The 14,712-nt window shown below is 39.4% G+C and carries 12 protein-coding genes and 1 tRNA gene; 7 read left to right on the top strand and 6 right to left on the bottom strand.

Annotated elements, in window-relative coordinates; translation table 11 throughout:
• The first annotated feature begins 42 nt into the window (after window positions 1-42).
• Window positions 43-1,242, top strand: a complete 1,200-nt coding sequence (locus AB4160_RS02875) for an MFS transporter (RefSeq protein WP_372003563.1) — start codon at window positions 43-45, stop codon at window positions 1,240-1,242.
• A 44-nt stretch (window positions 1,243-1,286) separates the two neighbouring features.
• Window positions 1,287-2,198 carry a TIGR03899 family protein gene (locus AB4160_RS02870; RefSeq protein WP_303411673.1) on the top strand — a complete coding sequence of 304 codons (912 nt, stop codon included), beginning with the start codon at window positions 1,287-1,289 and terminating at the stop codon, window positions 2,196-2,198.
• Window positions 2,199-2,220: 22 nt separating this feature from the next.
• On the opposite strand, the gene AB4160_RS02865 is transcribed toward AB4160_RS02870, so the two are convergent.
• Window positions 2,221-2,865 carry a hypothetical protein gene (locus AB4160_RS02865; RefSeq protein WP_372003561.1) on the bottom strand — a complete coding sequence of 215 codons (645 nt, stop codon included), beginning with the start codon at window positions 2,863-2,865 and terminating at the stop codon, window positions 2,221-2,223.
• A 422-nt stretch (window positions 2,866-3,287) separates the two neighbouring features.
• Between AB4160_RS02865 and AB4160_RS02860 the strand changes: the two genes are divergently transcribed.
• A complete protein-coding gene (locus tag AB4160_RS02860; RefSeq protein ID WP_372003559.1) occupies window positions 3,288-3,710 on the top strand; it encodes an organic hydroperoxide resistance protein in 423 nt (140 codons plus the stop codon).
• A 100-nt stretch (window positions 3,711-3,810) separates the two neighbouring features.
• On the opposite strand, the gene AB4160_RS02855 is transcribed toward AB4160_RS02860, so the two are convergent.
• Window positions 3,811-4,335, bottom strand: a complete 525-nt coding sequence (locus AB4160_RS02855) for a DUF3087 family protein (RefSeq protein WP_372003557.1) — start codon at window positions 4,333-4,335, stop codon at window positions 3,811-3,813.
• A 439-nt stretch (window positions 4,336-4,774) separates the two neighbouring features.
• Between AB4160_RS02855 and egtB the strand changes: the two genes are divergently transcribed.
• From egtB to AB4160_RS02835, 4 genes are all read left to right on the top strand, one after another.
• Complete coding sequence (gene egtB / locus AB4160_RS02850) at window positions 4,775-6,040, top strand: ergothioneine biosynthesis protein EgtB (RefSeq protein WP_102436150.1); 1,266 nt, start codon at window positions 4,775-4,777, stop codon at window positions 6,038-6,040.
• Window positions 6,037-7,026 (top strand): L-histidine N(alpha)-methyltransferase, encoded by a 990-nt coding sequence (locus AB4160_RS02845; protein WP_372003555.1) that lies wholly within the window; start codon window positions 6,037-6,039, stop codon window positions 7,024-7,026. Before egtB ends, AB4160_RS02845 begins: the two co-directional genes overlap by 4 nt.
• A 124-nt stretch (window positions 7,027-7,150) precedes the next feature.
• Complete coding sequence (locus AB4160_RS02840) at window positions 7,151-7,531, top strand: nuclear transport factor 2 family protein (RefSeq protein WP_371999549.1); 381 nt, start codon at window positions 7,151-7,153, stop codon at window positions 7,529-7,531.
• A gap of 124 nt (window positions 7,532-7,655) precedes the next feature.
• Window positions 7,656-8,582: a LysR family transcriptional regulator gene (locus AB4160_RS02835; protein WP_102476273.1), complete on the top strand. Its 927-nt coding sequence runs from the start codon at window positions 7,656-7,658 to the stop codon at window positions 8,580-8,582.
• A gap of 112 nt (window positions 8,583-8,694) precedes the next feature.
• Here AB4160_RS02835 and AB4160_RS02830 read toward each other — a convergent pair whose 3' ends face one another.
• The 4 genes from AB4160_RS02830 to AB4160_RS02815 form a co-directional block, all read right to left on the bottom strand.
• A complete protein-coding gene (locus AB4160_RS02830; protein ID WP_372003553.1) occupies window positions 8,695-9,678 on the bottom strand; it encodes an MDR family oxidoreductase in 984 nt (327 codons plus the stop codon).
• A 323-nt stretch (window positions 9,679-10,001) separates the two neighbouring features.
• Window positions 10,002-13,136, bottom strand: coding sequence for a DEAD/DEAH box helicase family protein (locus AB4160_RS02825; RefSeq protein WP_372003551.1), 3,135 nt, complete (start codon window positions 13,134-13,136; stop codon window positions 10,002-10,004).
• Window positions 13,060-13,653, bottom strand: coding sequence for a bifunctional 2-polyprenyl-6-hydroxyphenol methylase/3-demethylubiquinol 3-O-methyltransferase UbiG (locus AB4160_RS02820; protein ID WP_102520175.1), 594 nt, complete (start codon window positions 13,651-13,653; stop codon window positions 13,060-13,062). The genes AB4160_RS02825 and AB4160_RS02820 overlap by 77 nt, the downstream gene beginning before the upstream one ends.
• A gap of 286 nt (window positions 13,654-13,939) precedes the next feature.
• Window positions 13,940-14,016 (bottom strand) — tRNA-Trp (locus tag AB4160_RS02815).
• Between the last annotated feature and the right edge of the window lie 696 nt (window positions 14,017-14,712).

The raw sequence follows: 14,712 nt of genomic DNA, 5'->3' as shown, positions 1-14,712 counted from the left end.
AACTATGAGGTTAATATTGACAGACAAGAAAAAGTGACCGTAATGCCCGCAGTTTCAGACAAAAATCCACAGCAATTGTTATTGTGGATGACCTTTATCATGTCGATGGTATTTGCTGTGTGGCAAGCCTTACTCAATAACTTTGTTATCGAGAAGGCGGCATTTACTGGAGCAGAAATTGGCCTACTGCAAAGTTTACGCGAGGTGCCGGGCTTTTTAGCCTTTACCGCAATTTTTGTTTTATTGCTGATAAGAGAGCAAACCTTCGCGCTATTGTCACTGGCGGTGTTGGCTATTGGCATTGCCATTACTGGCTTTTTTCCTAGTGTATTAGGGCTTTATATCACCACGGTGTTAATGTCGATTGGCTTTCATTATTTTGAAACTGTTAATCAATCATTAACGCTGCAATGGGTTGATAAAACTAAAACTGCTGAGTTTTTAGGTAAGGCATTAGCATGGCGCTCTGCAGCAGCTTTACTGGGTTATGGCAGTATTTGGCTGGTTATGACTTGGCTAAAACTCGACTACGTGTGGATGTACGCTATCATTGGCGGCTTAGGCTTAATTGCGGTCGTTATAATGAGTCTGTATTACCCACATTTCCCTATTGCTGAGCCGCAGCACAAAAAGCTTATCTTTAGACAACGTTACTGGCTTTACTACGCACTCACTTTTTTATCAGGCGCCAGAAGACAAATCTTTATGGTCTTCGCTGGTTTCATGATGGTGGAAAAATTTGGCTATTCAGTGACTCAAATCACCTCACTGTTTTTAATTAATTACGTGGTTAATTTACTATTTGCACCAGCCATTGGCCGCTTTATTAGTCGCATAGGTGAACGTAATGCCTTAGTGATTGAGTATGCTGGTTTAATTATTGTTTTTGCTAGCTACGCCGTCGTTGAGCACGCCACCATAGCCGCAGCCTTGTATGTTATTGACCATCTATTATTTGCTATGGCTATCGCCATGAAAACCTACTTTCAAAAAATTGCCGATCCTAAAGATATTGCCGCTAGTATGTCGGTAAGCTTTACCATTAATCATATTGCCGCAGTGATTATTCCGGCACTGTTAGGCATATTATGGTTAAGCTCGCCTCAATGGGTATTTATGATTGGAGTCGGCTTTGCTATATGCTCGTTAATATTGGCATTAAACATCCCGACATCTCCTGCTGCTGGCAATGAAACTAATTGGCGTTTTGTAACAAAAACATCAAAACTCAAAACACCATAAAACAATAAGAATAAACAATAAGAATAAACAATAAGAATAAAACAATGGCAAACATTCAACCGCAAATCGCTGAAGCCCAAGTCTCCACTAAGGCCTCAACTAAGGCCTCAACTAAAGCTTCGACTAAGCCGCTAAACTCAGCACAGGCAAACGACAACGGCGCTAAGGTTTCAGCAAGTAAAAAAGCGCTTTTGCTGGGGAAAGTACTGGGATTAGCCAGTGAAGAAGATTATCGCCCTTCCAGTGCATCCATTGCTGAGCGAGCTGAGTTTCGACTACGAAAACTACACTCTCAGCATCAGCTTAATCTGGAAACCATCTTTAAATTGGCTCTCACTTATACGCCTACAGATGTGACAGGAGAAGATTTAGACCCTGATTGGAGTTACCAGTTTTTTCAAATGGCTGAGCAAATTAATAGCCGCAGAATGCAAGATTTATGGGCACGCATTTTAGCCAGTGAAATAGTTAAACCGGGTAATTTTAGCCTAAGAACATTGGCAACCCTTAAACAACTGACCCAAAGAGAAGCCCATATTCTTGAAAAAGCCTTGGGAATGTCAGTAAAACTTAATCACGAAAGCCGTTATAAACTGCTCAGTGGCTACCGTATACATGGCGGTATCAAACAATATTTTAGAAAATCGACTCTGATGAATTTCGGGCTATCGAAATATGGTTTGCCCTATTCGAGTATATTGACCTTAATTGATGCGGGAATACTTCACAGCAGTGAATTTGAAACTGGCACCTTAGACAAAGGCGTTAAAATTCAATTAAATATGATAGACAACAAAATAGCTATTGAGCCTAATAGCAATAACTTACTATTCAGTTATTACCGTTTTACCCCCATTGGAGATGAACTCAGCCAATTGGTTCATCCTAAGGTTGATAGTGCTTTTGTAAAGGATTTAACCGCACTACTTAGCAGAGACTTTAAGGTAGAAAGTTAATAGCAGCTATATAGATGCGAGACTATTTAAAGTCTTTAGTTGAGGCGACTGTGGCTTGAACATCCGCTTGCGTCTCACCATGCTCATAAAGAGAAGAATGCTGAGCTTTATGCATCGAAAATAAAAATTGTCTGAGGGTTTCTCTTGAGTCTTCTCCGACAATAATTGTTGCTGCAATAACGCCATTGTCTGAGCGAACTTTTTTATATTCAATATCAAAACTAATTTCATGGGTAAGCACCAAGGTGCCACGCCTAGGTTGGCTTGACTCGATAATCTGCGGTGCATCTAAAGTGACGCCAGTGCTTGAAAGCGACAACACATCAATGGCTAAATTTGTATCAAAATCAATAATTCTGACATTATCTAACTCTTTCATGCGCCAGCTTCTATCTGCACCTCGGGTATCCACGACTTCAGGGATCCCCAGTTGAGACACAAATTGACCCAGTTCATCCATTTTTAAAGAGAAAGGAAACCATAAACGGTAGTGACCAATTTCAGCTAGTAACGTCATCTGAGTTTTCCCTAACAGGCTGGCTAAAGCCTCGGGCATTTCAGTGGTCACAGCAACGGAATCAGTATCACTTTTACTAACAATAGGAGGCTGCTTGGCAAAAAGTTCACTGAAACAGGCTAACTCTTCTTTGGTTAATGTTGAAGTCATTGTCAATCCTCCCTGATGTTTATACTTTAAGATAGCCTAAAAACATTAACACGCAAGCTACATTTATTCAAACATGTAGAAATGTTCAGTTTTAATAAAAATCAATAAAATTATAGGCTTTCAACATTTAGCCTATACCTAAAAAGAGTTAGCCACCTACTTGAAACCAGCTCGTGATTCAACGACTTTCGAATCAATTATCTCAAGCATACTCAAGTCATCCACCCACTGTGAGTAAATCTAGCGCCAGCTATTTAGCACCATATCATTTTCAAAATAATCTTGGGAAAAATAAATAAATCACAATTAGGTTGCGCGCAATCCAATTTAAGTTTATTGTTACCCCCAGTTAAGTTGTGCACAACCTAAATTCAAGTATGCATATCAAGATAATGATTTTAATTATGTAATTTGGAGTAATAATGGACATCATTTATTCAGCATCAGCAAAAACTACCGGCGGTCGTGATGGACGCTCAGTATCTTCAGACAACAAACTTTCTGTTGAGTTAAGCACGCCAAAAGAATTAGGTGGCGCAGGCGGAGAAGGAACCAACCCTGAACAACTTTTTGCAGCCGGTTATTCAGCCTGTTTTATTGGCGCGATGAAATTTGTTGCGGCCCAAGATAAGAAAATACTCAGTGCAGATTTGTCAGTAGAAGCAACCGTGGGCATTGGCGCAAATACCCAAGGCGCTGGGTTTGCCATTGATGTGGCACTTAGCATTGATTTACCAGGAATGGATAAAATAGCAGCGCAAGCCTTAATCGAAAAAGCTCATCAAGTTTGCCCTTATTCCAATGCAACTCGCGGTAACATTCGCGTTGAGCTGTCACTGGTTTAAGCATAAACAGCTGTTGAGACTATTACTCTAAACACTGATCAAAAAAAGCCCCTGAATTACTCATTTATAGGGTAATTCGGGGGCTTTTTGTTTAAATGATTTAGAACTTTTCGAGTAAAGTTTCAGAGAAGTCCGCAGTCGTTATTTCAAGGTTTAAATCGGCAAGTTTTGATTCGATAGCACTGATATCAGTTTGAACTGTGGCCAGTGTCAGGGTGTTATTGTCTAATTCAAACACTTGCTTTTGGGTCGTAAAATAAAACAATAAAACCGTTAATGCGTCTAGATCATTGTCGCTGGCTGCCAGTTTGATTTTAGCCAGTTTGCGATAAATTCGATTATGCAGTTGTTTTAATTTCCAAACCCAGTAAATCTCTTTTAGGTATTCATGTTTCTTATAAAAATTCATTACTAAGCTGCAGCTGAGTACCGCGAGGATAACGCCTAACAAGTTTAGGTGAAAGTGCCCTGTAGATTCACCACTGGCCACCGTTTTATTACCAAACAATTCAATTAGCACAGTACCAAAACCGAGGGATAATAGGGTTAAACTCGCCACTAATGACACTAGAACCACATTCAAACGTTGACGATATAGCGCCTTATCAACCTTCATTAACTGCATGCAACAACCTTAAAAAAATATGATGACTTATTTTACACTGAATAAGATCGCAAAGTAGCCATTGCTAAGGCTATTTTAATTAGGGAGTAAACCTTTGTCGTGTTAGTAGCAAAACTTCAGCCTTAGTTTTTAATGTGCACGCGTCAACAGCCTATAGCCAATATTTTCAGATTTAACTTAACCACTTAGTAAAATGCTACCTAGATGATTTTATGATAAAAAACTTTCATCTTGGTTTATTTTGACTAGGCTTAACATTAGTAGTTATTTTAACCAATTAGAAAGAATTAAAAACAACCAGCTCAGTTGATAAGTCTTAAAAGACACATAAAAGCCAAAAGATGAATTATAGATGCCTATTGCTGTTGCCTGTCATCAGCTTGAAAGAAATTATTGTCATAGTGCTTCTAAGTATATCGTTGCAGAAAGGGATTTATAGATGGATATCAAGGGGAACTTAGAGTGTAACCAGTTAATTAAACGCTATATTGCCACCAGAGCCGCCACAACCGAAATATGCGCCCCGTTAGAAATAGAAGATCTGTGTATTCAGCCCTGCGCCGACGTCAGTCCACCTAAATGGCATTTGGGACATACTACTTGGTTTTTTGAAGAGCTAATATTACGCCAGTTTGTTGCAGGTTATCAGCGCTTTGATGAGCATTTTAGCTTAATTTTTAACTCTTACTATAAATCAGCAGGCCTGCATTGGACCCAAAAAGATCGCGGTAACTTGTCTAGGCCTACGGTAGCGCAAATAGCCCAATACCGTCAGCAAATTGATGAGCTAATTCTAAGCTTACTCAATGCTGGGATATCAGAAGAAATTGCTACCATTATTGAAATTGGTATTCATCATGAGCAGCAGCATCAAGAGCTTCTGTATATGGACATTAAGTATATTCTGCATTGCAATCCCAGCAGTCCTCGCTACAGCAAAACACCGTTAATGAGCGCACAAGCGGTCACTGGCTCATGGCACACTTATACTCAGCAACTGGTGGAAATTGGTCATTGTGGCGAAGGCTACGCATTTGATAATGAATCACCGCCTCATAAAACTTACCTGACAGATTTCTCAATCTCTGACACTCTTATCACTAATGGTGAGTATTTAGCGTTTATTGAGTCAGCAGGCTATCAAACGCCAAAATACTGGTTAAGCATGGGCTGGGATTGGCTTAACGAGAACGGTATTACATCGCCTTTGTATTGGCGAAATCTCGATGGAAAATGGTTTGAATACACCCTTCATGGCCTAACACCTTTAGACTTAAGTGCCCCTGTGGTTCATGTCAGTTATTTTGAGGCCAACGCCTTTGCCAATTGGCGCCAATGCCGCTTACCCACAGAGCAAGAGCTAGAGCATTATTTACGCAGTAGCGACAATCAAGCCTTAATCTCAGCCCAAGGCCTGCCACCAGCAAGTTATCATCAACCTCAGTTACACCCCATCAATGCAGGTGATACTTCAGGTCAAGTCTGGTGTTGGAGCCAAAGCCATTATTCAGCCTACCCCGGCTATAAGCCCTTTGAAGGCAAGTTAGAAGAATACAATGGCAAGTTTATGTGTAATCAGTTTGTGCTTAGAGGCGGCTGTATTGCCACACCGCCACATCACTATCGACATAGTTATAGAAATTTTTATCAACCACACCAGCAATGGATGTTTTCAGGGATCAGATTAGCAAAGGATATCGTGTGAAGATTTCTAAAATTGATTATAAAAGTGACAATATTGACGCAATAAATAAAGAGCAATTTGCGATTGATGTATTAACTGGCCTTAGCGCTAGCCCAAAAACCTTACAAGCTAAATACTTCTACGACGATACTGGCAGTAAGATTTTTCAGCAAATTACCCAACATGAAGATTACTACCCCACTCGCACTGAGTTTGAAATTTTAAACACCATCAAACATGAACTGGCGGAGCTTATAGGTGAACAGGAAATTGATATTATCGAACTCGGAGCAGGCGACGGTCATAAAAGCCAATTAATCATTGATGGGTTCGTGGATCACAACTGTAAAGTCAATTACTACCCCATCGACATTTCAGAAGAAGCCATGCTGATGTTAGAAGACAACATTTGCGATCACCCTAATGTTGAATGTCACGGCATAGTAGCGGAATACTTTGAAGGCTTAAGGCTGGTGAGAGAAAAATCGACCAACAAACAACTGGTATTGTTTTTAGGCTCCAATATTGGCAATTTTGATCGAGTTCAAAACCAAGGCTTTTTACGTCGTTTGTGGATGAGCATGAATGCTGGCGACTATGCACTGGTGGGTTTTGACCTAAAAAAAGATGTCGATATACTGACCCGAGCTTATAACGACTCCAGTGGACTCACCAAAGACTTTAACCTGAATTTATTAACACGGATCAACAACGAGCTTGGGGCTAACTTTGTGGTGGATAATTTTCAGCACTTTGGCATTTACAGCCCCCTTCTGGGCGCTATGGAAAGCTACGTCATCGCCTCAAAGCCTCAAAATGTGTATATCTCGGCGCTAAAAAGACAATTTCATTTCGACGCCTTTGAACCGATTCATTTAGAGTACTCCTTTAAGTTTCTCAAAACTGATATTGACTTTATTAGCCAACATACCGGTTTTGAGGTCATTAAACACTTTTCAGATCCGCGCGACTATTTCATTGATTCATTGTGGCAAGTTAACAAGTAACCACCCTATTTTAATACTATGACGTCATCTTGCGATAACAACCGCGGCAAACTAGGCTTTGGCAGTGGCGATTTAATACCTTGCATGAAAGAGACTTAAAACCATTCAAACTCAGGAGCGAACAATGCCCCAAGATCTTCAAGCCAATAAACACAATGCTATCGCATTTTACCGCAGCGCTTATTTAGGCGCCCCTGTTAAGGCCATTGAAAAATATGTTGGCGCAGAATACATTCAGCACAATCCGATTGTGGCAGATGGTAAACAGGCTTTCATCGATTACTTCATTGAGATGGCTGAATATAAAGGAAAAACGATTGAGTTTGTCAGGGCCATAGCAGAAGATGATTTAGTGGCGCTGCATACCCATCAAGTGTGGCCTGGTAACGATCAGTATGTCACCATGGATTTCTTTCGATTTGATGACCAAGGCAAGATAGTCGAACATTGGGACTCTATTCAACAAATACCCGCTGAATCAAAACATAGTAATACAATGTATTAAGCCGTCATTAGGCGTAAATTAAGCTATTTCTTGCTTATCTATAGAAGTCTTTCAAAACCAGTAAATCATTAACGTGATAGCTTAACCATCAAACCTAAATCGACTAATAATTGCTAATAATCTTATGAAACTTGAAGAAATTTACCGACAAGACCTTAGTTTACTTATCGCCTTACAAATCTTAGTCGAAGAGTGCAGTGTTACAAAAGCAGCAAAACGGCTGCACTTGAGTCAATCTGCCACCAGTCGAATCTTAAGTCGCTTGCGGGAAATGCTCAACGACCCTCTCTTTTCACGGGTCGGCCAACAATTAGTACCAACCCAATATGCCCTAGATTGCTATCAACAGCTGCAAGGCCCTACAGGTCAATTACTACAACTGCTTACCCCCAGTGAATTTATTGCCAAAGAATGCCAACAAAAATTCACCATAGCTACCACTGACTTTGCCGCACAAGGTCTGCTGCCACTGGTGTTACCTAAGCTCTATCAACTAGCACCCAATATTGGCATTGAGGTCATTCCGGTGCAGCATCAATACCTTCAATCGCAACTAAGTTTACAAGGCGCTGACATGGCAATTTGCCGCGCCATAGATCAAACAGAGCAATTACAACAAACAAGGTTAGGTTTAGTGGGCGTTAGCTGTTTAGTTTCTAATAACCACCCTGTTGCAGATAAAGCCCTATCTCTAGAAGATTACCTACACTTTCCCCACGCTACCATTGCCATTAGTGATGGTGTTAAAGCCATTGTCGACTCATCTATCGCGCAATTCCCACAACGTAAAGAGTTATTAAGGGCGCCAAACTTAGACAGTGCACTGGCACTGCTTGAGCTGCATCCATTAATTATTACCTTGCCAGAGGGTATGGCTGAAATCGCCGCAGCCAAACACGGTTTAATTGTAAAGCCACTGCCGTTTGCAATAGCGCCACTAAACTACAATTTATTTTGGCATGCACGCTGTGAATTAGATAAAGGTCAGCGCTGGCTAAGGGATAAAATAGTCGACTTAATTAAGCCTTTGCTTATCAGTAACAGGCAATAATGAGCACTAAAAAAAGACACAAAAAAGCGGCTATTAAAGCCGCTTTACGATCTTTTAAATAAATGCTTGAGCTAAAAAATTAATCTTTAATGAATAGCTTCAAGCTAATAAATTATTGGCAATTAACTAATACCCGCCCCGTCACCTTACCTTTAACAATCTGCTGTGCAAATTCAGGTACTTGTTCAAGAGCAACAGTTTGACAGGCTTGCTGGTAAAAACTCTCTGGCAACAAGGCAATAACTTGCTCCCATGCCTTCACGCGTTTTTCAAACGGGCAAGCAACAGAGTCAACACCCAACAAGTTAACTCCACGTAAAATAAACGGCATCACTGTGGTTGGTAAGGCAAAGCCACCTGCTAAACCACAAATAGCGGCACTACCACCATAATTGATTTGGGTTAACGCGGTAGCCAACACTTGATTACCGACGGTATCAACCACCCCAGCCCAGCGCTGTTTATCTAAAGGGCGACCCGCTTGTTCAAACTCGCTGCGGTCGATAACATCACTAGCGCCAAGCTGTTTAAGTAGCTCACCATTAGACTCAACACGGCCAGAGCTTGCCACTACACGATAGCCAAGTTGGGCTAACAATGTCACAGCAACAGAGCCAACACCGCCACTGGCACCCGTTACTAGCACTTCACCTTGCTCAGGTGTAACACCAGCCTGCTGTAATGCTTGCACACACAACATCGCAGTTAACCCTGCAGTGCCAACCATCATAGCTTTAGGAGCATCAGCATTTTGAGGTATAGGTACTAACCAATCAGCTTTAACACGAGCCTTCTGGGCCATACCGCCCCAATGGTTTTCACCAACGCCCCAACCCGTTAGGATTACCTCATCACCAGCTTTATAACGCGGATCTGCAGATTCACTTACCACACCCGCAAAATCAATCCCTGGTACCATTGGGAAATTACGAATAATTTTGCCTAACCCAGTAACAGCTAAGCCATCTTTGTAATTTAGCGATGAATAACTTACATCAACTAACACTTCACCTTCAGGAAGATCAGCAACAGATAATTGGCGAACCTCAGCTTGGGTCTGCTTATCATTTTGGGTTAATACAAGTGCGTTAAACATGGTGGCGCTCCTTACATTTTAGATAAAATTATCATAGTGTAAAAACCACCATGAATACACTGCAAACTTTGCATGCCACACATGCACAGGAGTCATACACAAAGGCCGGTGTTGAGATGGGCATGTTTGCTGATAGCTGTTAGCTGATCACATATCATTTGCGAGCAAAATAAACCATCAAATGAGTATAGGTGCAATTCAGCGTTAGTGAGGGAGGAGGAGAAATAAAGAAAATTGTAGCCTTAAAATGCCCTCAAATTAAAGCCTCATAGATATAAAACCACTCTGCTTTTATCTTGTTAAATATAACAAAACAGGCAAGTTTAATTCTTAATAACTCCTTTAAAACGCGCGAAAGTATTCATTTGTTCGGACGCATTAAGGGGATGATAGTCTTTATTATTTGCGATCAATGTGTATTTACCTTGTGATTGCTTAATTACTTTTCTAAGTAAATACTGCGGTTCCCCTATATCATCTAGTAACTCAATTGCTAGGATTTGATTTGAGATTGAGCCAGCACTAACTGGCGTGATCCATTCAAATAGCAATAGGTCACCATCAAGTATGGGGGATTTCCCACCATTCATTGAGTTACCTGATGCTTTTGCAATGAAGTGTTTATCTGGGTTATTTGTTCCGTATTCTGTGGGGATTTGTATAAAACTTACCTTATCAGCCGTACTGGTTTTAAAGTGACCGCAAGCAATTTTAAGATCTTCAAAAAACGGTAATGAAACTAGGTTTTGATTGTCGAGTTCTGCCTCAAGATTTGGCAGGTTTAAAGTAGCGATATCTTCTTTGGTGATTGTCATATCAAGCTTATTGTAATAATGGCTAAGATCCTCCCGCATTTGAGTGGTAATCGCGCTCAAATCTGATTGTTTGAGTTTGTCCCATAACACGGTATCAAATGCGATCAAATTCAACTCTTGGCACTGATAAAAGAAACGCTTACGTTCGAATTTTTCAAATGGATTGATAAGAATATTACGCTTGATATACGCCGAATCCAATAAATTTTCACTGATATTAAGTGGGTTACCGCCTTTCTCTGCTTTACCATATTTACTCAATAAAGATTCATAGAAACCTGCATATAAACCAGCAACTACATCTAAATCCAATTCGCCTTGTTTATTACAGTGGTTCGCCATGACAATAAGCAAAATAATTTTGTATGAGAAAGTATAATCACGTTTTTCAATAAACTCGATAAAGTCAGCCTTTCGAGTATCCTGTGTTCTAAGTGGAATATTTTTGGTGATTCTTATTTTTTCTAGCTGTTCGAAGCTAAAGTAATTAAGATTTTTACTACCAAATGGAATCGTTTTATCGGCAACCAAATCACCTTTTTTCATCCAAGCTTTTACTGTACCTGTTGAAATAAATAGCTCTCTAGCTAGCTGCTCTTCATTTAGTAGGTCTCTAAACTCTTTTTCAAAATTAAAGATATTAATCGGTTCGATTCTTCGCTCCGACTCCCATAATCCATCTAAAATAATTAATTCATTCTGAGATGTCCCTTGAACATCTTTTACCAGATCACCAAAAGGTTGATAGTGACTCAAATTAAATAAGCCATGTAATGACCAAGGTGTAATAGCTGCTCCATAACTATCAACCACATCAATTACATATAGCGCTTCTTTGCCTGGATAATTTCGTGTTCCTCGTCCTAATTGCTGGGTATAAAGTACTTTCGACATTGTTGGCCTAGCCATAACAAGAATACTGGTTTGAGGCGAATCCCAGCCTTCGTTTATTAAATCGCAAGCACATAGCATTTGAACCTCACCCCTATGATATAAATCTAGGCCAGTACGTTCCTTACCACTTACCGAAGCCGCTTTTATACCTGATTGATTTAATAGCTTGGCCATTCTTTGGGTGTGTTTAATATCGACACAAAACACTATGCCCTGCTGTGTGCTGATAGATTGTGCTTGTTGATTAAAAAAGTATTTAAGTAAAACATCTGCAATCAGTTGGTCACGCGAAGGGATGATCACAGTTTTCTGTAAATCGGTTTTAACGAATTCTTTGCCGTTAAATCTTACCTTCGAAAAATCAATATTTGATTCTAATCTGAAAGCTCGAATTTGCGGCACTAACTTTTTCAAAATAGCTTGTTCTAAGGTCATCTCAACTTCGTAATGACCAAAAATATCGCTCAGAGAGCGCTTATCAAGACGCTCATCCGTAGCAGTTAAGCCCAAAAGACTCTTAGGAGAAAAGTAATTTAAAACTTGGCGTAAACCATCTGCAGCAGCTCTGTGCGCTTCATCAATAAGAATATAATCGAAATGGTTTCTAGCGAGTTTACGATAATGCCGTAATACATAGGCACTAGTTTGCACTGTAATATCGAGTTGTGAATTGTTAAGTAACTCACCAACCCTTATCTCTGGAATTTGTGCCTCTAACCTTTTAATTAGCTGCATTTTTAGCGCAACTGTCGGCACAACAGCTAACACTTGTTTGGCATTGGATTGCTGTAATTGCTGCCTAACATCTTCAATAAACACTTCTGTTTTACCCGAACCAGTAGGCAGTACTACTAAAAATCTATTCTGGCCTGCTTTTCTTTTTTCAATTAGGGTGTTTACAGCATCCTGTTGATGGGCATATAAACTAAAATCAACGGAACGTTCAGCTCTATATAATGGAGATTTTAAGAAATGTTCAGATTGGCCAAAATAATCTTTCATTTGGTCTTCAAATTTAAAAGAATCACTCATGCCCCTATCTGACCAGCGATATACAAGGTAACCATCATTTACTAATGTGTTTTGTTTAAATAGTTGCGATCGATATTGCTTCTGAGAGACTATCCGAGATAAGGGATGATGATAGGTTTCACCATTTAGCTCTATCGCTATAGGTGATGTTTTACGATGCAAAATGTAATCAATAAATCGCTTATGTCCTTGCCTATCAATATAAGGAGCTTCCGCTTGCAAAGCATGTATAGATGCTGGCCCAAACACACTCTCAAATATTTCTGCAAACTTAAATTCGGGGGGAGTAGGATCGATATGTTGTTCCTCACGATTCGTGCCAAACTTTTTTAGTTCTATGCTCTCAATTTCGGAGGATAAAAAGTGGCTTATATCATCAATTAACTGCTGTATTTCAAGTGCACAAAAACGGAGTAACCCTTGATAATGGTGCATCAGCTGATTCTGATAGCTAGTGTAATCAACATAATGAAAATCAGAAGGTTGAAGGGAATATAATGAATTATCGACCAAAATTGCTGAAGGCTGATTCCGCAAATTAGAATCATTATTGCCGATAAAAGTATATAAGCGGCCAACATCAACCACATTTTCTAACTTATACCCAAAACTAGCTAAAACCTGATCAACTGCAATCCCATCAAGCCCCATTGCGATCGCCTTTAATAAGAATTGCATTAAGCCACTTTTCATCCTGTCGGTCAGGCCGAGCATCATCAGTGATCCAACTTTTTACAACATTAAAATCACTTCCATCTATGAAATCGTTAAGCCTTTTTTCATCTGCATTCGTGAAATAACGCCCGCCTCTCTCTACATCACTAACACCATACTTAAAAGAACAATAAAGATAACCACCATCCCTTAAACTTCTAGATAAATTAGCGAATGAAGCTGGCAGTAAATTACTAGCTACATGTAATAAAGAGGCGCAAGCCCAAATACCATCAGCCAATGATGAAGCTTTAAAACAATCAAAAGTGTTTAGTTCAACATCAATCCCCGTTAGTTCAGATGCTTTTAGCACTAAACTCTCACTTGCATCAAATGCACTCACTTCGAAGCCTTGCTTTAAAAAATACAAGCTATCTCGTCCGCTTCCGCAGCCAGCATCAATAATATGCCCATTCGGCTTTAATAGAGGAATGAAGATTTCGTACAAAAGGGATAAATCTACATTGACGGTATCATTATAAAATGATTCAGCATTAATGTTATAAAAGTTATTTATCATAGGCTTGGATTGTATAAGCAATTTTCAACAGACTACCATAAGCAGCAAGATATATTGTATTTCTGCATCAAGCAACTTAACTCATAGCAAATATTAATTAAGAAAGGTAATTGAAATTGAAGGCTGACACGTTAATCGAATAAATGTTTAAACTAACTTATTGATGTTGGACTTTGAACGTTAAATAGCAATCAACATATCACTTTTGTTAATATTCAAAAATAATTAAATTGATTAAAAGCCAGAAAAGACAAAGGCCTAGCATTTCTGCTAGGCCTTCTAAATTTGGCAGGGGTAGCAAGACTCGAACTCGCAACCATCGGTTTTGGAGACCGCTGTTCTACCAATTGGAACTATACCCCTGTTGACGGAATGCATTATGCTAAAACCACTGCGAAAGGTAAAGCATTATTTATCACAAACGTACTGACTGTGGGTTTTTCAGCCAAATTAAGCAATTTATAATCTACTTTGCTATTTTGGCAATGCGAAGCTCACTTACATACGGTATTTACATGATGTCGGATCACATACTCTTCTTAAACAGTTACGTAACTGAGCTTAAGGAGACTTACAAATGACTTGCTTGAGTACAAGCAGCACAATTACCAATCGCAACGAATAGTCGCTTATAAACACTTACAAGTGGTATGAACTGCATTTAGAGCTATTGCCCTTCACCAGTTTAGAACTAAAGTCTTTAATAGGTCATAACGGCTTAGGTGAAACGGCTTTAGATATCGTTAAAACCTAACGCTTCGAGTTTGAGAAACAAGCTAAGAATTTACGATTTAGCATAAGTGAGAGGAAATATAACAATTTACAACAGTAGTAACATCAACAAAGTTGAACAATAAACACTCAAATTAATGATTTTAAAATACTTCATAGTTATTTAATTAATCTAAAAAGTAAAAATATCACCATTGCTGACATCTGGAATAAATGCTTAATATTAAAACTAAATATCATCATAGAATGATGATATTTATTCGACGCAACGAAAAAAGCCTCATCTTTCGATGAGGCTTTCGTCTTTATGTTGGCGGAGCGGACGGG

It is taken from the genome of Shewanella sp. 10N.286.51.B8 (genome assembly GCF_041469325.1).
Taxonomy (GTDB): domain Bacteria; phylum Pseudomonadota; class Gammaproteobacteria; order Enterobacterales; family Shewanellaceae; genus Shewanella.
Note: the sequence above shows the minus strand (reverse complement) of the source record. Positions and strands in the feature narration are given on the sequence as shown.